The 24885-nt window shown below is 54.7% G+C and carries 20 protein-coding genes; 15 read left to right on the top strand and 5 right to left on the bottom strand.

What is annotated here, in order from left to right:
- The first annotated feature begins 1 nt into the window (after position 1).
- From phoU to ACFSSA_RS01780, 8 genes are all read left to right on the top strand, one after another.
- Positions 2-712: a phosphate signaling complex protein PhoU gene (gene phoU / locus ACFSSA_RS01815; protein ID WP_386818060.1), complete on the top strand. Its 711-nt coding sequence runs from the start codon at positions 2-4 to the stop codon at positions 710-712.
- Positions 713-957: 245 nt separating this feature from the next.
- A complete protein-coding gene (locus ACFSSA_RS01810) occupies positions 958-1668 on the top strand; it encodes a succinate dehydrogenase cytochrome b subunit (RefSeq protein ID WP_386818059.1) in 711 nt (236 codons plus the stop codon).
- An 18-nt stretch (positions 1669-1686) separates the two neighbouring features.
- Entirely contained in the window at positions 1687-3657 is a 1971-nt protein-coding gene (locus ACFSSA_RS01805) for a fumarate reductase/succinate dehydrogenase flavoprotein subunit (protein ID WP_386818058.1), read from the top strand.
- Positions 3658-3680: 23 nt separating this feature from the next.
- On the top strand, positions 3681-4415 hold the full coding sequence (modA, locus tag ACFSSA_RS01800) for a molybdate ABC transporter substrate-binding protein (RefSeq protein ID WP_386818057.1): 735 nt from the start codon (positions 3681-3683) through the stop codon (positions 4413-4415).
- A 152-nt stretch (positions 4416-4567) separates the two neighbouring features.
- The gene (modB, locus tag ACFSSA_RS01795; protein WP_386818056.1) at positions 4568-5236 is read left to right on the top strand and encodes a molybdate ABC transporter permease subunit; all 669 of its coding nucleotides are present in this window, start codon (positions 4568-4570) and stop codon (positions 5234-5236) included.
- A gap of 87 nt (positions 5237-5323) precedes the next feature.
- Positions 5324-6607 carry a serine--tRNA ligase gene (gene serS, locus ACFSSA_RS01790; protein WP_386818055.1) on the top strand — a complete coding sequence of 428 codons (1284 nt, stop codon included), beginning with the start codon at positions 5324-5326 and terminating at the stop codon, positions 6605-6607.
- Positions 6604-7569: a CPBP family intramembrane glutamic endopeptidase gene (locus ACFSSA_RS01785; RefSeq protein WP_386818054.1), complete on the top strand. Its 966-nt coding sequence runs from the start codon at positions 6604-6606 to the stop codon at positions 7567-7569. The genes serS and ACFSSA_RS01785 overlap by 4 nt, the downstream gene beginning before the upstream one ends.
- Before the next feature lie 35 nt (positions 7570-7604).
- Positions 7605-8183 (top strand): 3-keto-disaccharide hydrolase, encoded by a 579-nt coding sequence (locus ACFSSA_RS01780; RefSeq protein ID WP_386818053.1) that lies wholly within the window; start codon positions 7605-7607, stop codon positions 8181-8183.
- On the opposite strand, the gene ACFSSA_RS01775 is transcribed toward ACFSSA_RS01780, so the two are convergent.
- Genes ACFSSA_RS01775 through ACFSSA_RS01765 form a run of 3 tightly spaced genes read right to left on the bottom strand, consistent with a single transcriptional unit; the run spans position 8164 to position 10931 of the window.
- Positions 8164-8913 (bottom strand): double zinc ribbon domain-containing protein, encoded by a 750-nt coding sequence (locus ACFSSA_RS01775; protein WP_386818052.1) that lies wholly within the window; start codon positions 8911-8913, stop codon positions 8164-8166. The genes ACFSSA_RS01780 and ACFSSA_RS01775 overlap by 20 nt on opposite strands.
- Positions 8885-9925, bottom strand: a complete 1041-nt coding sequence (locus ACFSSA_RS01770; protein WP_386818051.1) for a CPBP family intramembrane glutamic endopeptidase — start codon at positions 9923-9925, stop codon at positions 8885-8887. The genes ACFSSA_RS01775 and ACFSSA_RS01770 overlap by 29 nt, the downstream gene beginning before the upstream one ends.
- Positions 9926-9983: 58 nt before the next feature.
- Entirely contained in the window at positions 9984-10931 is a 948-nt protein-coding gene (locus ACFSSA_RS01765; protein WP_386818050.1) for an ABC transporter permease, read from the bottom strand.
- 81 nt (positions 10932-11012) lie between these two features.
- On the opposite strand from ACFSSA_RS01765, the gene ACFSSA_RS01760 reads away from it, so the two are divergent.
- From ACFSSA_RS01760 to ACFSSA_RS01740, 5 genes are all read left to right on the top strand, one after another.
- The gene (locus ACFSSA_RS01760; RefSeq protein ID WP_386818049.1) at positions 11013-11651 is read left to right on the top strand and encodes an HAD family hydrolase; all 639 of its coding nucleotides are present in this window, start codon (positions 11013-11015) and stop codon (positions 11649-11651) included.
- 118 nt (positions 11652-11769) lie between these two features.
- Positions 11770-12945: a methyltransferase domain-containing protein gene (locus ACFSSA_RS01755; RefSeq protein ID WP_386818048.1), complete on the top strand. Its 1176-nt coding sequence runs from the start codon at positions 11770-11772 to the stop codon at positions 12943-12945.
- Between the two features lie 33 nt (positions 12946-12978).
- Positions 12979-13950, top strand: a complete 972-nt coding sequence (gene arsS, locus ACFSSA_RS01750; RefSeq protein WP_386818047.1) for an arsenosugar biosynthesis radical SAM (seleno)protein ArsS — start codon at positions 12979-12981, stop codon at positions 13948-13950.
- Between the two features lie 13 nt (positions 13951-13963).
- Positions 13964-14782, top strand: a complete 819-nt coding sequence (locus ACFSSA_RS01745; protein WP_386818046.1) for a sterol desaturase family protein — start codon at positions 13964-13966, stop codon at positions 14780-14782.
- Positions 14779-15315 carry a rhodanese-like domain-containing protein gene (locus ACFSSA_RS01740; RefSeq protein ID WP_386818045.1) on the top strand — a complete coding sequence of 179 codons (537 nt, stop codon included), beginning with the start codon at positions 14779-14781 and terminating at the stop codon, positions 15313-15315. Before ACFSSA_RS01745 ends, ACFSSA_RS01740 begins: the two co-directional genes overlap by 4 nt.
- On the opposite strand, the gene polA is transcribed toward ACFSSA_RS01740, so the two are convergent.
- Complete coding sequence (polA, locus tag ACFSSA_RS01735) at positions 15312-18110, bottom strand: DNA polymerase I (RefSeq protein ID WP_386818044.1); 2799 nt, start codon at positions 18108-18110, stop codon at positions 15312-15314. The genes ACFSSA_RS01740 and polA overlap by 4 nt on opposite strands.
- 202 nt (positions 18111-18312) lie before the next feature.
- Here polA and ACFSSA_RS01730 point away from each other — a divergent pair, with 202 nt between their 5' ends.
- Positions 18313-21555, top strand: a complete 3243-nt coding sequence (locus tag ACFSSA_RS01730) for a DUF1553 domain-containing protein (protein ID WP_386818043.1) — start codon at positions 18313-18315, stop codon at positions 21553-21555.
- Between the two features lie 9 nt (positions 21556-21564).
- Complete coding sequence (locus tag ACFSSA_RS01725; RefSeq protein ID WP_386818042.1) at positions 21565-23022, top strand: DUF1501 domain-containing protein; 1458 nt, start codon at positions 21565-21567, stop codon at positions 23020-23022.
- On the opposite strand, the gene ACFSSA_RS01720 is transcribed toward ACFSSA_RS01725, so the two are convergent.
- Positions 22976-24856, bottom strand: a complete 1881-nt coding sequence (locus ACFSSA_RS01720) for a monovalent cation:proton antiporter-2 (CPA2) family protein (protein WP_386818041.1) — start codon at positions 24854-24856, stop codon at positions 22976-22978. The two genes, ACFSSA_RS01725 and ACFSSA_RS01720, sit on opposite strands and share 47 nt — an antisense overlap.
- Between the last annotated feature and the right edge of the window lie 29 nt (positions 24857-24885).

Here is a 24885-nt window from a genome sequence, read left to right as displayed (position 1 = left end):
TATGAACAGCTCACCACACATCCTCCGTGACTTCGAACACGCCATCACCACACTGAAAAGTGAAGTCCTCAAAATGGCTGGAAAATCACGGCACAACCTAGAACGTGCCATCCAGGCTTTGCTCGAACGTAACCGGGAACTCGCAAACTCCGTCATCGCTGATGACGATGATGTGGATGATCTGGAGCGCTCCATCGACCAGCTGGGCATGGATATTTTGGTCAAATATCATCCGCTCGCCACGGATCTCCGCCTCGTGGTCTCTTCGATGAAAATCTCGATGAACCTGGAGCGGATTTCCGATCACGCCACAAATATTGCCAAGCGTGCAAAAAAAATCATGGCCACGCCGGAGCTTGGCGATGTCACCCTCGTCGAGCCGCTCTACACTCTGGCCGATCACCTTCTGCGGGATGCGATTTCCGCCTTCAGCGATGGTAACGGGCAGCTTGGCGCATCGCTCCACGTCCGTGATAAAGAACTCGATCAGATGCACAAGGAGGCAACCGCACAATTCGGTGCCCGCATTGAGGATACCGATGGCCGCAGCCAGGAATATCTTCACCTGATTCTCATTGTCCGCTCTTTGGAGCGCGTTGGCGATCTGGCGGCAAACATCGGCGAAGATGCGGTATACCTGGAGCATGCAAAGGATCTCCGTCATCTCAGCCGTGGCGACCGTGAGGTTCCGATGGATGATGACGAGGATTAGGCACTCCGGTTACTTCGATTAATCTTTCCTATGTCCTCCGTCCCGTGATTCGGAACGGGGGATTTTTTTGCCCGGTGGCTTTTTCCGAAAAGGGAATTTCCCATCAATGCAATAGCGTCGGCGCGTTGCGGGAAAAAGCAGCGGGATGCCGTTGGAAACGGTATTCATCCTTGATGTTTGTCGATTAGAGTTTGAGGTTTTGACGTTCTCGCTCAACAATAGCTCGTCTCCATTTTTCCCAAACAATGAATGCTCTTACCCGCAGTGCCGCCGCCTATTGGCAATCTTCCATCGGAAAAAAGCTGATCGTCGCCGTCACCGGCCTGATCATGGTGCTTTTCCTCGCAGGGCATCTCACCGGAAACCTACTGATCTACGTCGGTAGGGGTGCTTTTAATGAATACGCGGAGTTCCTCCATGATGCCGGACACGGCGCACTCATCTGGGTGGCTCGCATCGGTTTGTTGGTCGCCATTGTGCTTCATGTTTGGGCTACGATTCTTCTCGTCCGGGAAAACAAAGCAGCGCGTAAGTATAAATACGAATGCCAGTCCACCATTCAGGCGTCCAAATCATCGAGAATCATGATCTGGAGTGGCTCGACGATCCTCGCCTTCGTCATTTTCCATCTCCTCCACTTCACCGTGCGTGTCACCTATAATGATGCGGAGCTTGTCGATCCCCTCGATCCCGAGCGCTTCGATGCCTATGGAATGGTCATCCGCGGATTCGAGGCGGGTTTCCTGAATTTCTTCGTGGTGCTTTTCTATATCATCGCCATGACGCTTCTCTGTTCTCATCTCAGCCATGGAGTGGGCTCCATCTTTCAAACACTCGGCCTTCGCTCGAAGAAGAGCCGGGAGCTCATCCATAAAATTTCCGTCGGTTTCGCGATCGTCATTTGGGCTGGCTTCATCTCCATCCCGCTCGCGATCTTTTTCGGTATCGTAAAATAAATTTCCTAAAACACCATCATGTCACTCGATAGCAAAATCCCGGCCGGTCCACTTGAGCAAAAGTGGACGAAGCACAAGATGGACTCCAAGCTCATCAACCCCGCGAACAAACGGAAATTTACGATTCTCGTCGTTGGCTCCGGACTGGCTGGCGGTGCTGCAGCTGCGACCCTCGCAGAACTCGGGTATCAGGTGAAGTGCTTCTGCTATCAGGATTCTCCACGCCGTGCACATTCCATCGCAGCACAGGGTGGCATCAATGCCGCGAAAAATTACCGGAACGACGGCGATTCCGTCTACCGGCTCTTCTACGACACCATCAAGGGAGGCGATTTCCGCTCCCGCGAGGCTAATGTTTATCGCTTGGCGGAGGTTTCCAACAACATCATCGACCAATGCGTTGCCCAGGGAGTGCCTTTCGCGCGTGAATACGGTGGGCTGTTGGACAACCGTTCCTTCGGCGGTGCCCAAGTCTCGCGGACATTCTACGCTCGCGGTCAGACGGGGCAGCAGCTGCTTATCGGCTGCTATCAAGCCCTTGAGAAGGAGATCCACAAGGGCGGTGTGAAAATGTATCCGCGCACTGAAATGCTGGATATAGTGAAAGTCGATGGCCACGCGAAGGGCATCATCGTCCGCGATCTGAACACCGGCGCGATCGAGCGCCACGCGGGAGATGCGGTGATCCTCGCCACAGGTGGCTACGGCAATGTATTTTTCCTCTCCACGAATGCCATGGGCTGCAATGTCACTGGTGCGTGGCGTGCGGCAAAGCGCGGGGCATTGTTTGCCAATCCCTGCTACACGCAGATCCACCCGACATGTATTCCCGTTTCCGGTGAGTATCAGTCCAAGCTGACTTTGATGTCCGAATCCCTCCGGAACGACGGCCGTGTATGGGCTCCCAAATCCCGCGAAATAGCGGCGAAGATCCGCGCCGGAGAGCTTCATCCGAACGATGTCCCGGAAGATGATCGCGATTATTATCTTGAGCGGAAATACCCGTCTTTCGGAAATCTTGCGCCGCGCGATATTTCCTCGCGGGCCGCAAAGGAGGCTTGCGACGATGGCCGCGGGGTGGCGCCGACAGGTCTCGGCGTTTACTTGGATTTCCGGGATGCGATCAAACGCCTCGGTGAGGACACGATCCGCGCCAGATATGGAAACCTCTTCCAGATGTATGACAAAATCACCGGGGAGAATCCATATGAGCGCCCGATGATGATTTATCCAGCGGTTCACTATACCATGGGTGGCCTTTGGGTGGATTACAATCTGATGTCAAACGTGCCGGGACTTCATGTCCTGGGCGAAGCGAATTTCTCCGATCACGGCGCAAACCGGCTTGGTGCATCCGCACTGATGCAAGGGCTTGCGGATGGTTATTTTGTTATTCCTACAACGATCGCGAACTACCTGGCCACCCAGAAGCCCGGAACGGTTAGTGTCACGGATTCCGAATTTACCCAGGTCGAGGGAGAGGTCCGCGAGCGTATCTCCAAACTTCTTTCCATCCAAGGGAAGCGCACGGTCGATTCCTTTCACCGTGATCTCGGCAAGGTCATGTGGGACAAATGTGGCATGGAGCGCACTGCCGAGGGGCTCAAGGAGGCATTGCAACGCATTCCGGAAATCCGCGAGGAATTCTGGAACAATGTCCGCATCCCGGGCTCTGGCGATATTGCAAACATGGAGCTGGAAAAGGCTGGCAGAGTGGCCGACTTCCTGGAGTTTGGCGAGCTTATGTGCCACGATGCCCTCCAGCGCGAAGAATCCTGTGGCGGTCATTTCCGCGGTGAGCACCAGTTCACAGAAAATAGCCCGGAGGTAAAAGAAGGTAAAACACAGCCAGGCGAAGCACAGCGCCACGATGAGACGTTCGCATATGTTTCCGCATGGGAATATAAAGGTCCGGATCAAGCACCGGTGCTGCACAAGGAAGAGCTCAACTATGAGAGCGTAAAGCTTTCTGTGCGCAGTTATGCCTAGATCTCACTTCGCTTTCTAAGCTCATGCGTTGGATAACATCGCTGGCCTTCCTGTGTATATTCTCTGCCGCCGCTTCTGCGGAAATTACGGTGGGTGCGGCCATCTCGATGAGCGATGCTATCGGGGAAATCTCGGAAATCTACACTGCGAAAAGTGGCGGGAAAGTCCGCCTCACGTTCTCTGGCAGCAATGTCATCGCGCGTCAGATCGAAGCAGGTGCGCCAATAGATGTCTTCATCTCCGCGGACGAAGCGACGGCTAAGGCTCTGATCCGGAAGAAACTCGTCGATCCGGCAAGCTGGTGCGTGATCGCTCGGAACGAACTCGTTGTCATCTTGCCGAAGGGCAGCGGATTGGCGATGGAATCCGCAGAAGATTTAAAGAAAATAAGGAGTATTGCGATCGCGGATCCAAAGGCGGTTCCCGCAGGGATGTATGCGAAGCGGTGGCTGGAGGCGGAGAAAAGCTGGCCGGAGCTCGAAGGAAAGATGATTTCTCTGCCAAATGTCAGAGCTGCGCTTCTTGTCGCTGAGAGTGGCAACGTGGATGCGGCGATCACCTATCGTAGCGATGCGTTGTCCAGCAATAGGGTGAGCATTGCCTTCCCGGTGCCAGCTGAGAAAACCGGTGAAATTGTGTATCCCGGCATTATCGTGCGCGAATCGAAGAAGCAGATCGAAGCCGCAGAATTTCTGAGATTCCTGCAATCAGATCAATCCCGGAAGGTCCTGAAAAAACATGGTTTTTGCTCTCCCTAAGGATTTGTTCCACGATTGTTCCATGATATATACTTAATCAATTTGGGGGTTCCACGGCTGTTCCACGAATTCGCAATGAGGCTGATTGCGTTTCCGAAGTCCGTTCTGGGAAAAATCTTCCTGCGCCGCCTTCCCGCACCTAGCCTTCGTTTGTGACTCTTTCCGATTGGCAGATGCTTGGGCTAACCTTCGGCCTGGCTGCTTTGGCGATTTTCGCGGCCCTGCCTTTGGCGATGTGGCTGGCCTGGCTATTAGCCCGGAAAAATTGGTTCGGGAAGACCTTGGTCGAGACGGTGGCGATGATGCCGTTGGTCATGCCTCCGGTGGCCACCGGACTGCTATTATTGAAGCTATTCGGGAAACGGGGGTGGATCGGCTCCCTGTTGTTCGAGCATCTGGGGATCGAAATCATTTTCACCTGGAAGGCGGTGGTTCTGGCGCTCTCAGTCATGGTTTTTCCACTGTTGGTGCGATCATTGCGGACAGCCTTTGAGGATATCCCCGATCATCTTGAAGCAGCTGCGAAAAGCCTCGGAGGGAACGGAGTCCGCATTTTTTGGAAAATCAGCCTGCCGCTTGCCCGCCGGGGGATCGTCGCCGGCGTGCTGCTTTCCTTTGCCAGAGCGGTGGGGGAATTTGGCGCGACAGTCATGGTTGCCGGCTTTATTCCGGGTCTCACGGAGACGCTTTCCCTTTCGATCTATCGGAGTGTGCAGGTAGGCGATGATGCACGGGCGCTCAGCTTGGTAGGCGTTTCCGCGGTTTTCGGTTTCATCGCGGTATTCATTTCCTCAAGGCTCAGCCCGCGACGCGGAAAATAGGGGTGAAGCGGGGGCTTCGTTTGCTTTGGAGCCCGGAGAGACTTTCCCTTGCTTTTACCTCGCCAAATCCATGAGAGTGCTGGCGCAATGTTGGACATTAAAATCATTCGGGATCAGGCGGAAGAGGTGCGTGAGCGGTTGAAAGCCCGTGGTGGAGATCATTGGAAATTGATCGATGAGGTTCTTGCTTGTGACGAGTCACGCCGCGCCGCGGAAACCGCGAAGCAGGAACTGCAAAACAAACGTAAGACGACCTCCAAGCAAATCGGCATGATGAAGGCCAAAGGTGAGGACAGTTCCGCCATTGAAGCCGAGGTCCGCGGGATCAATGAAGAGATTTCCAAAATCGATCAACTCGCCGAGCAAGCTTCCGCCAAGCAGACCGAGCTTTTGCTGAATATTCCCAATATGCCGCATCCGCAATGTCCTGTCGGAGACAGCGAGGAAGCAAATCCGGTGGTGCGTGAATGGGGCGAAAAGCCACAGATCACGGAGCCCAGGGATCATGTGGACCTGGCGGCGGCACACGGTCTCATTTCCTGGGATGACGCAATCCGTATTTCGGGATCCGGCTTCGCGGTCTATCGAGGTAAAGGAGCCCGTCTGGAGCGGGCCCTCATCAACTTCCTGTTGGATACCCAATCCCGGAATGGCTATGAGGAGGTAAATGTGCCGCACCTCGTGCTTCGCGAGTGTATGGAAGGGACAGGACAGTTGCCGAAGTTCGAGGATGATATGTATGGGACCGAGCCTTCGGAGGCAGATGGACGGAATACACTTTTCCTCGCCCCAACAGCCGAGGTGCCGGTGACCAATCTCTACCGCGATACCATTGTGGCAGAGGCTGATCTTCCTTTGAAGCTCGTGGCCTACACTCCGTGCTTCCGCCGTGAAGCGGGGTCCGCCGGTCGGGACAACAAGGGTATCATCCGCATGCATCAGTTTGATAAAGTGGAACTCGTGCAAGTGGTGGAGCCGGAAAAAGGCTTTGAAGTTTTGGAAGAACTTACCGGCCATGCCGAAAGCATTTTGCAAAAGCTTGGCCTGCATTACCGGGTCATCGAGCTATGCACGGGGGATATTGGTCAGTCTGCTGCAAAAACCTACGACATCGAGGTCTGGGCGCCGGGCCACGGGAAGTATCTGGAAGTTTCCAGCTGCTCGTGCTTTGGCGATTACCAAGCGCGCCGTATGAAGCTCCGGTTCAAGGACAAGGATGGGAAGAACCGCTTCCCGGCGACTCTAAATGGCTCCGGCACCGCATTGCCGCGGCTCTACGTCGCTCTGCTGGAGCAATGCCAGCAGCCGGATGGATCGATCAGGATCCCGGCGGCGCTGGTGCCATACTTCGGCAATGACAAAATCGGATGACTCGGTTTCTAAAATCAGAAGCGGGAGCGATCGTGCTGTGGCTCGCTGCGGCACTTTTTGCCGCTGCTCTGTTTACCCCCTATCTTTATGATGCCGGGAAAACTTTGGCGGAAAGCGCAGAGACCAAGGATTATCCTGCCGTCATAGAATCAATCGCCGGCTCGGCGGAGCGCGCGAAGCTCGATCGGTTTTTCAGCAGAGCGTTGTTGATTTCAGCTCTGGTCTTTCTGCCGGTGCTGATACGGCGTGTGAAACGAATACCACGGCGGAAGGATTTGGAGGATTACGCGCTCCGGAAGCTCAGCTGGCCGGAGCGGTTGCTCCACCTGGGTGCGGGGATTCTCATCGGTGCCTGCGTCCTTGGCGGCTTGGCGATCGTGCTGAATCTGCTCGGAGCCAGTGTTCCTGATGGGGGCGGGCTGGAGTTTGGAAAAATCTTCAGCAAGGCATTCCTTCCGGCACTCGGAGCAGGGCTCATCGAAGAGCTGGTTTTCCGTGGCTTGTTGCTTGGCCTATGGCTGCGTGCCTGCTCGCTATGGACCGCATGGATCGGGAGCTCGGTGATGTTTTCTTTCCTGCATTTTCTCAAGCCGCCCCGGGGATTGGAAATTGCCGATCCACGCTCCTGGCATTCAGGTTTTGAAATTCTCGGCAGCACGCTGGGCCACTTCACCAATCCGCTTTTCTTCGTCACAGACTTCGCGACCCTGACCCTGCTTGGCCTGATCCTTGCCTGGTGCCGGACCAGGACTTACGCGCTGTGGCTACCGATCGGGATTCACGCGGGACTGGTTTTCGCGCTGAAGACCTTCAGTATGACACAGAATCTGAATCCGGAATCACCGTTGAATCCCTGGTTTATCGGGAGTGATCTGAAGTCTGGAATCCTGCCTTTGTTTGCATTGGGAATCTGTTTTCTCATCTGCATTCTATTCGTGAGAAAAAATAGCTGTGGAAAATGAAAGACAGATCTTTCCGGATCTCGTAGTTCTTTTACATGAAACTAAAAACTCTCGCACTTTTATTGGTGAGCGCTGTCTTCGCAAACGCCGCGCCGGAACCGCTTTTTGATGGTAAAACCCTTGATGGATGGAAAGTCGAAGGAGCGGACTACTGGCAGGCAAAGGACGGCGTGATCGTCGGTCAGAGTGATGAGAAAAAGCAGGGCTCGATTCTCTGGACAACCGCTGAATACAAAGATTTTGTCCTGGAAACGGATTTCCGTTTTGAAGGCGATGTGGACTCCGGGATTTTCCTGCGCAGCCACAATGAGCAAATCCAGATCGGAGTTTCCCGCTCCCAGAAACGGGATCTCACCGGCTCACCATATATTGGCAGCAAAAAGGGCTATCCGCAGGAAGCGCAAGGCGTGGCCGAGCTCCTGAAAGATGGCGAGTGGAATCACTTCAAGATCACGGTCAAAGGCAATGTCTACACCGTCGAGCTCAACGGAACCGAAGTCTGCGAGTATGTCTCCGATTCAGCAAAGAAACTGGAAGGCCCCATCGGTCTCCAGATTCATGCGGGAGTTGTGATGGGAGTCGATTTCCGCAATATTACCCTCTCATCGCTGTAAGCACGGCGACTCTCGGCACGCCGGCTTTGCGAAGGACTTTCGCACAGGCATCAACGGTGGAGCCCGTGGTGAATACGTCATCCACCAATATTACGCCCGGCACTTCCTTGGAGGTCGCCGGGTTTTTCTTTCGCCAGGATTTACGAACCGCAAATGCATCCTTGAGGTTCTCCATGCGCTGCTTGCGCGTAAGGCGCGTTTGGGTGGGAGTTTTGCGGGAGCGGTATAACAGGTCCGCGAGGGGGAGCCCGGTTTTCTTTGATAGCTCGCGGGCGATTTCTTCCGCTTGGTTGAAATGACGTTGCCGCTTGCGGATCCAATGAAGCGGGACGGGGACCAGCAGCCACTTCTCCTCCAGCGCGATCGCAAAACGGGGATCGGAAAATGCTTCCGCGGATAGCGCACCGAGATCCCGTGCCAGGTGGATCTGCCTGCCGTATTTCAGGCCATGCACTAGCCCCAGCATTCCGTCCGAGCGATCCATCGCGGCGCGTGCGAACTCGAAGTGGAAGGTGATTCTCCTGCAGTTCGGGCAATCGAAATCACCATCGATTTGCCCGTCGAAGGGCTCGCTGCAAATATCGCAGAACGGTGTGACAATACGTGGTAGTTCGCTTGCGCACTCGTTGCAGAGAGATTTTCCCTCGCTGAGCCCGCACTCGCAGAGACTGCAGATCGAAGGGTAAAGCCAGTCCAGTATCTTACTCGCTGGCTTTTTTCTTAAAAACATAGCCTTCGGTGATGATGTGGACAAAGCCTCCGAGAGTAATCACGGCAAGCAGAGGAATGAGACCGTTGTGGACGGAATCCGCAGCAAGATATTTCGCAATGGAATCGTGAATTTCCACCGTCTTTGTCGCCTTGGTAAAAAGCTGATCGGCGAGCAACCAACCCATCAACAATCCAGTGGGAAGCCACAGGGAGGCGGTGCGCCAGCGAGCCCAGCCGAGCACGCATCCGAAGGTGAACCAAGGCATAAAAACGATGATGAAGCGTGGAATCAAATCCCCCCCGAAGAATAGAACTTGGGCCAGATGCATCGGTGTCAACGTCTCGCCATCCAGCGACAAGGTGTTCTGGAAGCCGGCCAGGATGTAGTGGATTCCCGCAAAGAGAGCGGAAGCCAGTGCAATGGCAGGCAGGACTTTCATCGCTCTGAGGAAAATTCCGAGGACGACACAGCGGAAGAAGACCTCGATGATGAGAGCCATGACAAGTGCCCAACCGATATCGATGACCAGGCTCCTGCGCCACGCCTGCAAATCACTTGCCCACGTGAATGAACCCGCGCGGACCATTGCGTAGCCGATGAGCACAAAACTGCCGAAAGTCAGGAGAAAACCGGTGACGCCTTGGAGGGGACCATATTGGTTCGGCAAGAGCGGCTGGGCATTCTCAAGGTTGCTGCCGGTAGGGCTGGGAATGCGGATTTCCCAGGGAGTTTCCCTACTTTTATCGGTGCCAAGCCGTAACCATTCGATAAGTGGCAGAAGCAGAAGAATCGCACATAGTGGCCAGCAGATCTTGAAGAAATCTTCCATTTCCGTAGCTCCGCTCCACGCGGCAGCTTTGTTGAGGAAGCCGTTGAAGTCCTTCGTGCCGGAGAGTTCCGAAAGTGCTTTTCCTCCGTTGTAGGCGATGGGCGTGAGCAAAATCCCGCCCAAGAGCGAGATCGCCGCCCAAAGCCAAATCTTGAAAACATCGCCGATCGCGGAAACTCTCACATGAGGTTTATCACACACACGGGGAGGCTTGGCAAATATCCAGAGCGCTTTTGTTAGGCGGTATCCTTGTCGTTGCTCAATCTTTGGAGGATTTCGGATCGAGCGCGTCGCGGAGACCATCGCCCAGGAAATTCAGCGCGAAGAGTGTGGTGGCGAAGAAAATCGATGGGAAAAGCAAAAGGTAGGGGGTGATCTCCATCCGGTCCGCCCCTTCTTTGATCAACATGCCCCAGGAGGAATTTGGCGGCTTTACGCCGAGACCCAGAAATGAAAGGACGCTTTCCAGAAGCATGATTCCCGGCACGGCTAGTGTGGTATAGATGATGATCGGACCGATGACGTTGGGCAGGATGTGACGGAAAAGAATCCGGGTCTGGCTCAGGCCCAGGGAGATCGCTGCTTCCACAAATTCAAGTTTTTTTACACTCATCACCTGGGCGCGGACGATGCGGGCGATCGTCAGCCAACCGATGGAACCGATCGCGATGAATAGCGGAATCAATGTGGTAATGGGAGCCACCCGATCGCGTGGCCAGCCGGTGGTATCGATGATCCATGTCGTCAAAGCTGAGGACGGCTCGTCCACGACCAAGGCGAAAAGTATGACCAACACGAGAAACGGCAGAGCGAAGAGAATATCGACAAAACGCATCATCACGGTGTCCAGAATCCCGCCGATATAGCCGGAAATAGCCCCGTAGATGACTCCAATAAAGACTGCGACAGCTGTGGCGACAAAGCCTACCAGCAAGGAGACCTGCCCGCCGTAGAGCACGCGGGCAAAAAGATCCCGGCCGAGCTGATCCGTGCCAAACCAATGGGTGGCACTAGGTTTCGCCACGGCATTCGCAAGATTGATCTCCGTAGGGGTTTTCACAAAAGGCAAAAACGGACCGATGCTGCAGGCGATAATGATGCAGCTGAGGATCGCGAGACTGAACAATGCCGGCTTATTTTTCGAAAGCCGGTGCCATGCATCTTTCCAGAGGGAGCTGCCTTGTGTCTTGTGAATCGTTTCTGCCACGCCCGGAGACTAGGCGAACTGTATGGCGCTTGGGAGGAAAAAAGGTGGGCGCGGAGCCTGCTATGAACTATCTCCACGGGCATGAGCAGAGCCTATATCTTCGATCTGGACGGAACTTTGGTGAATTCTCTTGCGGGGATCGCAGGATCGCTAAACCGGGCATTGGCACGGTATGATCTGCCGTTGCACGGCGAGTCCGCAGTCCGTGGGTTTATCGGTGATGGAGCACGGATGCTCGCACAGCGGGCCCTGCCGCCTGGAGTGTCGGACGGGCTTTTGGAGAAGATTGTGACCGCATTTGCAGAAGATTATGGTAGAACCTGGGCGGATGGCACTGTGGCATATCCCGGCATTCCGGAGCTTTTGGACCAGCTTTCAAAAGGTGCCTCGCGCCTGGCGGTGCTTTCGAACAAACCCCATGGGTTCACGACCGAGATCGTTGAGAAAATTTTTCCGGAGAATACCTTTACAGTGGTTCTGGGAAATCGTGAGGGGCTGCCACACAAACCGGATCCGCAAGGCGCATTGGAAGTCTGTCATGCACTGGGAGTTTACCCGGAAGATGCCACCTTGATTGGGGATTCTACAATGGATCTTGAAACAGCGGGAAACGCAGGGATGAAATGTATTGCCGTCACCTGGGGCTATCATGATCGGGAGCGATTGCTCGGTGCGGAGCATGTGGTGGACAGTGTGGAAGAGCTGGCCGGATTGCTGTGACGTTCTTTTTTTGGAATGTGAGGGCGGGTTGCGGAGTCCCATGGATGGCTTACGCTGCATCCCAACGGGAATCCTTCGGTTTGCACAAGGCCCGAATCATCCTCCTTTTCCATTATCTATGAGTTCCAAATCTTCCTTAGCCTCGGCGGAATCCGCCACCCGTGCCCGCTATTCCGCGGCTGCCATCGCCTCAGAGGCGGCGCTATGTTGTCCGGTCGATTATGATCCGCAGTATCTCAAAGCGATTCCCTCGGAAGTCATAGAAAAGGATTATGGTTGCGGAGATCCTTCGAAACACCTGAATCCTGGCGAAACGGTTCTCGATCTCGGCTCTGGCACCGGAAAAATCTGTTTCATCGCCTCCCAGGTCGTTGGACCTGAGGGAAAAGTCATCGGCGTGGACATGACCGATGACATGCTGGAAGTCGCCCGCCGGAATGCACCTATCGTTGCCGGGAACATCGGCCATTCGAACGTCGAGTTTCGGAAAGGAAGGATCCAGGACCTGGGCCTGGATCTGGAGCTATTGGATGAAGAACTCCGTAAGAACCCGATAGCTGATGCGAATGCCTATATCGCGGCAGATGGAATTGCGGCCCGGCTCCGGGATGCGAAGCCTCTGATCGCTAGCGACAGCATCGATGTCGTTGTCTCGAATTGCGTGCTGAATCTTGTGGAAACGCGTCTGAAGAAGCAGCTTTTCGAGGAAATTTTCCGCGTCCTGAAGAATGGCGGGCGGGCGGTGATTTCCGATATTGTGTCCGATGAAGAGATTCCCCTCCATCTGCAGGACGATCCGTATCTGTGGAGCGGATGCATTAGCGGAGCATACACTGAGGAAGGTTTTCTAAAGGCTTTTGCCGATGCGGGATTCTATGGGATCGAGATACTCAAACGCGACGATGCACCGTGGCAAACCGTGGAGGGCATCGAGTTCCGCTCTGTGACCGTCCAAGCCTGGAAAGGAAAACAAGGACCGTGTTTTGAACGGAATCAGGCGGTGATTTACAATGGGCCGTTTCTGAAAATCCTTGATGATGATGGGCATGCGATGGAGCGCGGGAAGCGCTATGCGGTGTGTGACAAAACCTTTCAACTCTATCAGCGGCTACCTTATAAATCCCATTTCAGTTTCATTGAGCCACTGACCGGAATTCCGCCGGAGGAGGCGAAGCCCTTCGATTGTCAGGCCGGCCGGGAACGGCATCCGAAGGAGACGAAAGGGCAGGATTGTCGTGCAACGACTGCTGCCGCAAACTGCGTGACAGGTGGTGATGGTGCGGCGTGCTGCTGATAGAAATCTGATTTCCTAGCTCAAAAAAAAACCATGAATCCTTTCCAGGAAAAACTACAACAGGAAGGCGTGCCGCTGATACGGGGCCGCTTCGAGACCTTGCAGATCAACGTCGGCCGGAAGTGCAATCAGACATGCACGCATTGCCATGTGGATGCCGGGCCGCATCGCACAGAAATGATGACGGAAGAGGTGGCGCACAAAGTCGGAGCATGGATTTTGGAGCACAAGCCAAAGACAGTGGACATCACCGGAGGTGCGCCGGAGATTAGCGAATTTTTCAAATATTTTGTGGAAACCGCGCGCTCGGTGGGGTCCCACGTGATCGACCGGAACAACCTGACAATCATCGAGACAAAATCCCACTCCTACCTTCCCGGGTATCTGGCGGAACACGCCGTGGAGGTGGTGGCCTCTTTGCCATGTTATCTGGAGGATAATGTCGATGGACAACGTGGGGATGGAGTCTTTCAAAAAAGTATCAGTGCGCTGAAAAAGCTAAATGCGGCGGGTTATGGGACGAGGCTGCCACTGACGCTCGTCTACAACCCGATCGGCGCGAACCTCCCTCCGAACCAGGAGGAACTGGAGGCGGATTACAAGGTGGAGCTGGAAAGGCGCTATGGCATCGTCTTCACCCGTCTTTTTGCGATCACGAATTTGCCGATCGCCCGCTTCGCGGTCGAGTTGCGGGAAAACGGCCAGTGGAACGATTATATGGAGCTGCTGGCAAATAGTTTCAACCCGACAACGGTCGATGGCCTGATGTGCCGCTCGACGATCAACATTGGTTACGAAGGGGAGGTATTCGATTGCGATTTTAATCAAATGCTCCGGATGCAACAGCGTGCCGGAGGCAAACCGCTTTTTCTATGGGACGTGACCCCGCAATCCATGGGAATGCAGTCCATCCTAACGGCAAATCACTGCTTTGGCTGCACCGCGGGACACGGTAGTAGCTGCACAGGTTCGCTGGAGCCTGCATCCTCGGCATGTCCCGGTTGAAACTTTTTTCATCATGATGCTTCTCCTGATCCAGATGGCAGATGCCAAGCCGTTCATCGCGATATCGGTTCTGGTATTGCTCCTCGCATGGGAGACAATGCATCCGTTCTTTGACTTTGCGGAAGGTGGGAAGAGGCTGGGGCATGGTGTGAAGAATTTCGTCCTGGGAGTTTCCAATGGGGCGATGACGGCGCTCTTATTTGTAGGTGTGTGGTTGCTGGCGGCAAATTGGGCGGAGCAAAATCAGATCGGTCTGCTGAACTGGTTTTCCCCTCCTGCGGTAGTCGCGTCCGTAGGTGCGGTGCTGATGCTGGATGCCTGGACTTACGCGTGGCACAGGATGAATCATCGTATTCCGTTTCTCTGGAGATTCCACCGCATGCATCACTCGGATTCGCACATGGATGTCACCACCGCGAACCGGTTCCATATCGGAGAGATCATCATCTCATCGGTTTTAAGGATCCCGCTCATCGTTCTGCTCGGGTTAAAATTGGAGCATATTGCTGTTTACGAGCTCCTGATGTTCTCCGTGGTGCAGTTCCATCATGCGAACATCAGTATCTCCGCGAAATGGGATCGATGGCTCCGCGTGCTCATCGTTACGCCTTTTATGCACAAGGTTCATCATTCGCGCTGGCAGCTGGAAACGGACTCCAATTACTCGTCGTTTCTTTCGATCTGGGACAGGATTTTCCGTAGCTTCCGGATCAACGAAAAGCCGGAGAGTATTATTCTGGGATTGGATGATTTCAATGATGGGTCCCATCAGACTCTGATCGGCTTGTTGAAAACACCGGTTGCGAAAACCCGACGACCAAATCAAAAATGAGATTTCTGATGATGGGAAAATCCCTCCGGATCGCAACTCTCGCAGTGGCGATGGTTTTCAGTGCGTGCGATAGTAATTCCAGCCCGGAGGAAAATTTGGAAGAGATGACCCGAAAGGTTGCCGGGAAGTTCGAGGACGTGAAGATGATTTCTACCCGAGAACTTGCCGCATGGTTGGGCGATTCCGCAAGGCAGCCTCCGCAGCTGCTGGATATCCGTGAACCAGAGGAATACGCCGTGAGTCATCTTCCCGGTGCGATCCGCTGCGATCCAGATGCGAGCGCCGAGCAAATCCTGGCAAAGATCGATCCGGAAAGAGCCGTGGTCGTATATTGCTCGGTTGGCTACCGCTCTTCAGCCTTGGCCGAACGCCTCGGAAGTTCCGTGCCGCAAGCGCTCAACCTTGAAGGCTCCATTTTCAAATGGGCCAACGAGGGCCGCCCCTTGGTCAAAGACAATCAGCCGACTACCCGGGTCCATCCCTACAACAAAAAATTCGGCAAGATGCTCCGCAAAAGCCTTCATGCATATTAGTGTGCGGCGAGCCAGTTGGAGCCAGTGCCTTTTTCCACCAGGATGGGGACGCCATGGGGGAGCGGAAGGGTGGACTCCATGATGTGGAGGATTTTTGGAACGAGCTCGGATTCCTCATCGGGATGGAGATCGAAGACGAGTTCATCGTGAACCTGAAGGAGCATTTTTGTCCGGTAGGGCTTTTTGCGGAGTAGATCATCGATTCGGATCATAGCCAGTTTGATCATATCCGCAGAGGTGCCTTGGATGGGCATGTTGATCGCGGCGCGCTCGGCGTTTTGACGGAGACCGGCATTCCCGGAAGAGAGATCCGGATAATGGCGGCGGCGGCCGGAAATGGTTTCCGCATAACCCTTCTCCCTGGATTCCGAGACAGTCCGTTCCATGTATTGTTTGATTGCCGGATACTCGCGGAAATAGGCATCAATGATAGCTGCGGCTTCCGCACGCGGGATGGAGAGCCGTTGGGAGAGGCCGAAGGCGGAAATGCCGTAGATGATGCCGAAGTTCACCATCTTCGCGGAGCGCCGCATGTCTGGGGTGACTTCCTCGGGGGTGACTCCGTGGACCTTCGCGGCGGTGATCGTGTGGATGTCAGCGCCGTCCTGGAAGGCGGAGATCATCGTCGGATCACAGGAAAGGGCGGCCATGACGCGCAGCTCGATCTGGGAGTAATCGCAGGCGAGGAGCTTGCAATTTTTACGCGGGACAAAGGCTTGGCGGATTTTCCGGCCTGCTTCCGAGCGGACGGGAATGTTCTGTAAATTCGGGTCAGATGAGGCAAGGCGGCCGGTGGCCGCCAGGAGCTGGTGGTAGTGGGTGTGGATGCGGCCCGTTTCCGGAGCGATATGGTTCGGAAGCGCATCGATGTAGGTGGATTTGAGTTTGGTCGCCTCCCGGTAGCTAAGAATATCCTCGATGATGGGATGGATGCCGAGAAGGGAGGAAAGCGTCTGCTCGTCGGTTTTGTATTGGCCGGTTTTGGTCTTTTTCGGCTTATCGAGAAGCTTCAGGTGATCGAAAAGGATTTGTCCCAGTTGTTTCGGAGAGGCGATATTGAATGGCGTGCCAGCGTGGGTTTCGATGGATTTCGCCAGTTGATCGATGGATTGCTGAAGGTCCGCGGAGATGGTTTCGAGTGCTTCCAGATCGACTGCGATTCCCTCCATTTCCATGCGGACGAGCACGGGAAGTAGGGGGCATTCGATTTCCGAGAAGATTTTATCCTGTCCAGTTTCCTTCAATAGCGGACGGAGTTTCGCGGCGAGCTGGAAGGTTACATCCGCGTCTTCCGCCGCGTATTGGGCGAGGGTTTCCAGTGGGATCGAAGCGATATCGAGCTCTTTGGATTTCTTGTTCTTCTTCTCGGTGAATGCAAATAAATCGTCGGTGGTGTTTTCCTCTTCGCTGGCAGCGGCGGCTGCGACATCTGCAAGCTTGATGGGGGTGTAGCCGAGGAGGATTTCCGAAAGGTAGTCCATACTATGGCGGCGCTCCGGGGCGGCGAGTGCATCGGCGAGCATGGTATCGAAAAATGGACCGGTAACGGTAATTCCGTGGGAGTGGAGAACGGATAGATCGTATTTGAGATTGTGGCCGATTTTTTCCGCCGGAGAGGAGAGGATGGCCTTGATCGCAGGGAGCTGTGAATCAAGATCCGTGATCGGCAAATACCAGCCCTCGTGGGCTTTCCACGAAAAGGCAATCCCCAGGAGTTTTGCAGAGTGGCGGTGCAGCGATGTGGTCTCGATATCAAAGCAAAACGACTGTTGCGTGGAGAGTTCTTCGAACAGTTTTTCCTGAAGCTTCCGGGTGTCTGCCAGCGTGTAGGAGTGTGGAACTTCCGCAATGGTCTTGAAGGTATCGAAGAGCGTCCGGGTCTCAGGCGGCGGGCTTGTGCTGCCAGATGTTGGCGAAATATCGGCACTGCCGGGGAAAAGTCGCTTGGTGAGGGAGCGGAATTCGAAATCCGTGAAAAGCTGTTTGAGCGCCTCGTCATCGCGCTGGGAGAGGATCAGGTCATCCCAGCTGACTTCCAGCGGGCAGTCGGTGATGATGGTTGCCAGCTCTTTGGACAACAGAGCTTGATCGCTATTTGCCTCGACGTTTTCCTTCTGTTTTCCTTTCAGCTTGCCGGTGTTGGCAAGGAGGTTCTCGATGGAGCCGTATTCGGTAATGAGCTTTTGGGCGGTCTTCGGCCCAATGCCGGGAATGCCGGGAATATTGTCCGATGCGTCGCCCATCAGGCCTAATAGATCGATGATCTGGTGCGGCTCACCCACCCCCCAGATTTCGGGAAGCCTGTCGAGACCGATGATCTCGTGGTCCGTGCCTTTTCTCCCCGGCTTCCACATGTAGGTGCTTGCGGAAATGAGTTGGGCGAAATCCTTGTCGGGAGTGACCATGTAGGACTCGAAGCCGTCCGGCTCTGCGCGTTTGACAAGAGTGCCAATGAGGTCGTCCGCCTCGAATCCGTCGATTTCGAGAACAGGTATCGCAAAAGCACGGCACAGTGCTTTTACGTGGGGAATGGATGCCGCGAGCTCTTCCGGCATTTCATCGCGCTGCGCCTTGTAGGCGGGGTATCTGATGTGGCGCGGTGTCGGCGCTGAGGTATCGAAGGCGACTCCGAGGTGAGTCGGGTTTTCCTTTTCCAAAATGGATAGGAGCGTGTTGATAAAGCCATACAGCGCGGAGGTATTGACGCCTTTCGAGTTACGAATGGGATTGGTAATCAAGGCAAAGTGGGCTCGATAAATCAGAGCCATGCCATCGAGGAGGAAAAGACGTTTCATGCGCTAATCAGAGACCAGAACGGCCGTGGCCGAAACCAGAAAACCGAGCTTTGGGGGAATTATGTGAGTGAGCTTTGCCAGGTGCCATGGAACCATGGAATATTTGTAAGACAAATTTCCCGGAAAACGTATCAAATTTCCCGGAAAACGTATCTTATGGAGAATCCTTGGATTCCAAATAAAACTTTTCACCGTGAGGCATATGATTTTCAAAAATACCCAGTGGCAGCTATGGCAGCCGCTCCTTCTGGTGGTTCTCCTGGCAGGTTGCAAGGAGAAGACGATTGTCTTTCACCACGAGACTGCGGAAAAGCCGGCGAAAGTGTCCGGGGAGATGATTCTGCCGGAGGAAATTTCGTTCAATGAGCATATCCAGCCTATTCTTTCCGAATACTGCTACCACTGCCATGGCCCTGATGCGGGCACCCGTAGGCCGGATAAGGAACCGCTGAGGCTGGATGTGGAAGAAGATGCGTTCCAGGTCCGGGATTTCGGTGCGCCGGTTATCGTAAAAGGTAAGCCGGAGGAGTCAGAGCTCATCAAGTTGATCAAAAGCACGGATCAAGGCGATATCATGCCGCCTCCGGAGAGTCACAAGGTGATGGGGAAAAGGGAGATAGCGCTTCTGGAGAAGTGGATTCTGCAAGGCGCGGAGTATGAAGGCCATTGGTCCTACGAGCCGATTTCGAAGCCAGAACCGGTTGAGAACGATTGGTCGGGGAACCCGATCGATTCCTTTGTTCTGGAGAAAATGGCAGAGGCCGGCCTGAAGCCGAATCCTGACGAGGAAGTGCGCCGTTTCCATCGGCGGCTTTCATTTGATCTGACCGGCTTGCCGCCGGAGCCGGCGGAAACGGATCGTTTTGCCGAAGCATATCGGAAGGATGCGGAGGCTGCCGTGTCAGCGGAGGCGGATCGCATGTTGGGCACGATGCAGAGCGCGGAACAATTCGCGAGGCATTGGCTGGACGCGGCACGCTATGCTGATACGCACGGGATCCACATCGATAATTATCGGGGAATCTGGCCATACCGGGATTGGGTGGTGAACGCTTTCCACCGCAACATGCCCTGGGACCAATTCACGAAAGAACAGATCGCCGGGGACCTGTTGCCCTCGCCCACCCTGGATCAACAGGTGGCTACAGGATTCAACCGCTGCCTTTCAACGACAGGTGAGGGCGGAGCGATTGCCGAGGAGTATGAGGCGATTTATGCGGCGGACCGTGTGGATACCGTTGGAGCCATTTGGCTGGGACTTACGGCAAGCTGTGCCTCCTGCCACGATCACAAATTCGATCCGTTTTCCACGAAGGAATTTTACCAACTCACTGCGTTTTTCAGAAACAACACGATGCCGGCGATGGATCGGAATGCTGCGGATCATCCGCCCACCATTTTCGTGCCGATCCCGGATGATAGGGAGCAATTCGCGCAGCTGAGCGGAAAGAAAAGACAACTCCAGGGAAAACTAAAGAACCGTCGTGAACTTGCGGAGAGCGATTTCCAATCATGGTTGGTAAATGCTGGAAAAGTCCAGGCCCCGGAGCCTCTCGATCACACGCTGGTTCTTCATTTGCCCATGAATGAGGGACAAGGTGGCATCAAAGGCAATGTCGATGGCGCCGAGCGCGAATGGGCAGCTGATGTGGAGCGTATCGATGGCCCGCTGGGTAAGGCTATCGTGGTCTCAAAAAGCGGAATCGAGCTGGGAGACATCGGTGGATTTGCTCGGCGCGATCAGGTCAGTTACGGTGGATTTGTTTATTTCAAAGGGAAACCAACAGGTGCGATCATCGCGAAAATGGAAGCCAGTGATGACATGCCGGGCTGGGATCTTTTCATTGATCGGGGAAAAATTGGCGGTCACATCATCGAGAAATGGCAGAAATCTGCCAATCGGTTCCTAACCAGGAAGCCGGTGCAGTCAGGCCAGTGGCATCATCTCATGGTCACCTTTGATGGCACAAAGCCCGGATACTCAACGATGAAGCTGTATGTCGACGGAGAGATGATCAAAGGCAAGCCGGGCCCGAACAGCCTGGAGGGGGAAATCAGCAATTCCGTGCCGCTCCGTCTCGGCTCCAGAGAAGGAGGTAGAGCCTGCCTTTCCGAACAGGTCGCGCTACAGGACTTCCGGATGTATAGGCGGGTTTTGACGCAAGCAGAAATCGCAAAAATCGCAAACTCGCAGAAAATCTCCTACTGGATCTCACTACCGGAGGAGCAGCGGACGAAGAAGCAAACAGAAAGCTTGTTCGAGCATTTTCTGGCAACTGCGGACAAGGAGTCGATGGAGATTTCCAATCAAATCGGCGCGGTGGATAAGGAGTTGGCCCCGTATCTGGAAAGAGGTTCCACGACTTTGGTTTTTGAAGAGAAGAAGAATGAGAAGCCATTTGCCCACGTTTTGGTCCGCGGCGCATATTCCTCTCTTGGCGAAAAAGTTTTTCCCGATACTCCGGCGATGCTGCCACCGATGTCAAAAGACGTGCCGAAAAACCGTTTGGGGCTGGCCGAGTGGCTCAATGATCCGGCGAACCCACTACCTGCCCGGGTGACGATGAACCGCCTCTGGTCCTATGTTTTCGGGACTGGCCTGGTGCCCACCACCGGGGACTTCGGCATTATGGGGGAGCGCCCGAGCCATCCGAAATTGCTCGACTGGCTGGCTAGTGAGTTCATCGCCAGCGGCTGGGATTACCGCCACATGGCGAAGCTGATCGTTATGTCGAAAACCTATCGCCAGTCGGGAGTGGTCAGCCCGGAGAAACTCGAGGCGGATCCAGCGAACCGATTGCTTTCCCGCGGCCCCAGGATCCGGCTGGAGGCAGAACAGATCCGGGATATGGCGCTGCACAGCGCGGAATTGCTCTCCCTCAAGGTGGGCGGAGCTCCTGTGAAGCCTTATCAGCCGGAAGGCATCTGGGAGGCAGTGGCGATGCCGCAGTCAAACACCCGCCACTATAAACAAGACTCCGGTGAGGCGCTTTATCGGAGATCGATTTACACGTTCTGGAAACGGACGGCTGCTCCTCCTGCGATGGAGATTCTCAACGCACCGACACGTGAGACCTTTTGCGTGCGGCGGGATGTGACAAACACGCCTCTGCAGGCACTCGCTTTGATGAACGATCCGCAATTTGTCGAAGCTGGCCGGGTGCTTGCAGAGAATGCTGTGGAGCGGGGCGAGGATTTCGATGCGGGGTTGGATCATATCAGCTTGCGCCTGCTCGACCGTCGATTGAACGAGGTGGAGCGGAGCTTTGTGAAGGAGACGTATCAGGCAGCGGAGAAGTATTACGGTGAAAACCCTGATGAAGCGGAGCTTGCGATCGCCGTGGGCGAAACCAAACCGGACGGGAAGCTCCCCGCGCCCGAGCTGGCGGCATGGACCCTGGTGGCAGGGCAGTTGTTCAATCTGGATGAAACCATAACCAAATAATTTTTTAACATGAACCCTTTGGAAACTTACAATAATGCGCTCACACGGAGACAATTTTTCCGTAAATCCGGCACTGGCCTGGGCATGGCGGCAATGGCTTCATTGATTGGTGAGCGCGGCTTGGCCGCCGGTGAAAGCATGGGGAATATGACGATCCCGCAGTTCGCGCCCAAGGCAAAGCGAGCGATCTATATCTCGCTGATCGGAGCTCCCTCGCAGTTTGAAACCTTTGACTACAAGCCGGATCTTGAAAAACGTTATCAGGAAAATTTGAAAGATTTCCTGGCGAAGGAAGGGCAGCGCCTCACGGGTATGACCTCTGGCCAGGCCTCGTTCCCGCTGGCTCCTTCGCGTTACAAATTTTCCCAGCATGGTAAGTCCGGCACATGGGTTAGCGAGCTACTGCCATGGCATGGCAAGATGGTGGATGACATCTGCGTGGTGAAATCAATGCATACGGATGCGATCAACCACGAGCCTGCCAACCAGCTCTTGTGCACTGGATCAATGATTGCAGGCAAGGCGTCAATTGGCTCGTGGCTATCCTATGGCCTGGGCTCGATGAATGAGGATTTGCCGTCATTTGTGGTGCTTCACGCGAAGCACAGCTCTCCATTCGCGAATGTCCAGGCGATCTCCTCGCGGCTCTGGGGCTCCGGTTACTTGCCCGGGAAGTATTCCGGAGTCGCGCTCCGTTCACTCGGCGATCCGGTGTTGTTTTTGAAGGACAATCCGGGAGTGCCGCGCGAGATGCGGCGCAAAATGCTCGATGGATTGGGCAAGCTGAACCAGAAGTCCTACGATGCCGTCGGCGATCCCGAAATCCAAACCCGCATGCAACAATACGAAATGGCATTCCGCATGCAGAGCTCGGTGCCGGAGCTTGCGGATTTGAGCGGAGAGTCCGAGCACACTTACGAGCTGTATGGTGCCGAGAGCAAGACCCGGGGAAGTTTTGCGAACTCCGCATTGATGGCCAGGCGTCTGCTGGAACGCGGTGTGAGATTTGTCCAGATTTTCCACCGTGGGTGGGATCAACATGCGAACTTGCCGCGGGATATCGAGTCCCAGTGCAAGGATGTGGATCAGGCATGCTATGGTTTGATACAGGATCTCAAGCAGCGCGGTATGTTGGAGGATACCTTGGTTATCTGGGGTGGCGAGTTCGGCCGCACCGTATATTCCCAGGGAGTTCTTACGGAGACGAACTATGGCCGCGATCACCATCCGCGATGCTTCAGCATGTGGATGGCTGGTGGAGGAATAAAGGGCGGCCAGGTCTACGGTGAAACCGATGAGCTGAGCTTCAATATTACGGAGAACCCCGTCCATGTGCGTGACCTCCACGCCACCATCCTTCATGCACTGGGTATGGATCACGAGCGCCTCACCTACAAATTCCAAGGTCTCGACCAGAGGCTTACCGGGGTGGAGCCGGCGAAAGTGGTGATGGATCTGTTTGCGTAAGATCAGGATCATCACCGTCCAGATCCCGCCGCATCAATTCATCTAGAGCCTGCGTGTATTGCTTGGCACGCCCGATATATTCTTTCCGGTTGTGGCGGTGTTTTGCCATTTGTCTGATGAATTTCTCGTCATTTTTCCGATAGTGGCAGGCGATCTTTGAGGCCTTCGCCTCTTCAAAGCCAAGGTCCTTCATGATATCCATGCTCATCATCAATGAGGAATCCAATGTCTCCCGAAAGACATTGTTCTCGCCGAGATCAAAATACTCGTATGCTTCCAGGCGGCTGTGTGCGCGGAGGTAAATCTTCAGGTGGGGAAAGCTGTGGCGGATGGTGTGGATCATGTTTGTGACGACTTCGCCATCCTTCAATGCGATGACAATGATCTTGGCCTTCGCGGCTCCTGCCGCAGCCAATAGATCCGGCCTCGACGCATCCCCGTAAAAAACCGGAATCCCGATGCTGCGCAAAAGATCGATCTGGTCCTCATCCCGATCCAGAACCGTGCAGCCGATCCTCTGGGTTCTCAGTAACCTGCCGACCGTATGTCCATAGCGGCCGAAACCGCAGATGATAACCGGGGATTCTTCGTCCTCGACATCGCTTTCGCGCTGATTGTCATCCGTTGGCTCCGACCTTCTCCCGTTGATTATTTTCTGACTTAAAATGATCAACGGCGGGGTCAATGCCATAGAGATGGCGACGACTGCGGTAAGGGTTCTGCCGGTTTCAGCATCCAGGATTCCCCCGGGCAGAGCGATGCTGAGAAGAACGAAGGCAAACTCACCTCCCGCTGCCATCGAGCATGCGAAAAGAAACGAAGTGTCCTTCCCTAGTCCGTTTACTCGCCCCAGGATCATCAGCAAAATCCCTTTGATGAAGATCAGTCCGAGCGTTAGCCCGAGAACGCTGGGCAGATTGTTGGCGATGTGTGTGAAATCGATACCAATGCCAATACCGATGAAGAAAATCCCGAGCAGCATGCCTTTGAATGGGGCGAGATCGCTCTCCAGCTCGTGCCGGTATTCACTGCTGGCAAGGACCACACCGGCGACAAAGGCACCGAGTGCTGGCGATAGCCCTACCAGACTCATTAGGATCGCCACGCCGATTACGAGAACCAGGGCAGTGGCCGTGAATGCTTCCCTCTGGCGCGTTGCGGCGATCATTCGAAAAAGCGGTCTTGCCGCCCAACGCCCGAGGAAAATTACCAGCAATACCGCGCCAATGGTGCTAAGTGCCTGGGCCCAGCCGGGAAGCCCATGAAGGAAATTGGCCGAGCCGTGGCCGGCTCCGGCGGTTTCTGCGGCCGGATAGGTGGCAAGAAGAGGTAACGCGGCAATGATGGGGATGACGGCGATATCCTGGAACAGCAATACGGCAAACGTGGACCGACCGGCTTCGGTCTGGCTGAGACCACGCTCGCTGAGTGTTTGTAAAATGATCGCCGTGCTCGAGAGGGAAAGGATCAGCCCGCAGGCAAGCGCTGCCTGCCACGGAAGACCTAAAAGGGAGCCGCCTACCGCGATTACCAATGCGGTCAGGACAACTTGCATACCGCCGAGCCCGAGAATTTTCCTCCGCATATTCCAGAGCATCGAGGGCTGGAGCTCCAGGCCGATGATGAAAAGCATCATCACTACCCCGAATTCCGCAAGATGCATGACATCCTGGTTCTGCCGGCTGATGAGCCCCAGAGAACATGGTCCGATAAGGACTCCCACAAGCAGATATCCGAGCACCGCACCCACTCCCAGCCGTTTTCCCAGTAAAATGGCGACAAGAGCGGCGCTCAGGTAAATGAAGGCGTTTAGGAAGATGATTTCTGAGTCCATGGCAAATAGTCGGGATAGCATGGATCATG

Origin of the sequence: Luteolibacter algae (genome assembly GCF_042683045.1) — a bacterium.
GTDB lineage: Bacteria > Verrucomicrobiota > Verrucomicrobiia > Verrucomicrobiales > Akkermansiaceae > Luteolibacter > Luteolibacter algae.
Note: the sequence above shows the minus strand (reverse complement) of the source record. Positions and strands in the feature narration are given on the sequence as shown.

What these genes read in the sequence shown, in the direction of transcription:
- ACFSSA_RS01720 (WP_386818041.1), bottom strand. Translation starts at nt 24,856, where the DNA reads ATGGACTCAGAAATCATCTTCCTAAACGCCTTCATTTACCTGAGCGCC.
- ACFSSA_RS01745 (WP_386818046.1), top strand. Translation starts at nt 13,964, where the DNA reads ATGATGCTTCTCCTGATCCAGATGGCAGATGCCAAGCCGTTCATCGCG.
- ACFSSA_RS01805 (WP_386818058.1), top strand. Translation starts at nt 1,687, where the DNA reads ATGTCACTCGATAGCAAAATCCCGGCCGGTCCACTTGAGCAAAAGTGG.
- modA (WP_386818057.1), top strand. Translation starts at nt 3,681, where the DNA reads ATGCGTTGGATAACATCGCTGGCCTTCCTGTGTATATTCTCTGCCGCC.
- ACFSSA_RS01780 (WP_386818053.1), top strand. Translation starts at nt 7,605, where the DNA reads ATGAAACTAAAAACTCTCGCACTTTTATTGGTGAGCGCTGTCTTCGCA.
- arsS (WP_386818047.1), top strand. Translation starts at nt 12,979, where the DNA reads ATGAATCCTTTCCAGGAAAAACTACAACAGGAAGGCGTGCCGCTGATA.
- serS (WP_386818055.1), top strand. Translation starts at nt 5,324, where the DNA reads ATGTTGGACATTAAAATCATTCGGGATCAGGCGGAAGAGGTGCGTGAG.
- ACFSSA_RS01725 (WP_386818042.1), top strand. Translation starts at nt 21,565, where the DNA reads ATGAACCCTTTGGAAACTTACAATAATGCGCTCACACGGAGACAATTT.
- ACFSSA_RS01755 (WP_386818048.1), top strand. Translation starts at nt 11,770, where the DNA reads ATGAGTTCCAAATCTTCCTTAGCCTCGGCGGAATCCGCCACCCGTGCC.
- ACFSSA_RS01760 (WP_386818049.1), top strand. Translation starts at nt 11,013, where the DNA reads ATGAGCAGAGCCTATATCTTCGATCTGGACGGAACTTTGGTGAATTCT.
- ACFSSA_RS01775 (WP_386818052.1), bottom strand. Translation starts at nt 8,913, where the DNA reads ATGTTTTTAAGAAAAAAGCCAGCGAGTAAGATACTGGACTGGCTTTAC.
- ACFSSA_RS01740 (WP_386818045.1), top strand. Translation starts at nt 14,779, where the DNA reads ATGAGATTTCTGATGATGGGAAAATCCCTCCGGATCGCAACTCTCGCA.
- phoU (WP_386818060.1), top strand. Translation starts at nt 2, where the DNA reads ATGAACAGCTCACCACACATCCTCCGTGACTTCGAACACGCCATCACC.
- ACFSSA_RS01810 (WP_386818059.1), top strand. Translation starts at nt 958, where the DNA reads ATGAATGCTCTTACCCGCAGTGCCGCCGCCTATTGGCAATCTTCCATC.
- polA (WP_386818044.1), bottom strand. Translation starts at nt 18,110, where the DNA reads ATGAAACGTCTTTTCCTCCTCGATGGCATGGCTCTGATTTATCGAGCC.
- ACFSSA_RS01785 (WP_386818054.1), top strand. Translation starts at nt 6,604, where the DNA reads ATGACTCGGTTTCTAAAATCAGAAGCGGGAGCGATCGTGCTGTGGCTC.
- ACFSSA_RS01730 (WP_386818043.1), top strand. Translation starts at nt 18,313, where the DNA reads ATGATTTTCAAAAATACCCAGTGGCAGCTATGGCAGCCGCTCCTTCTG.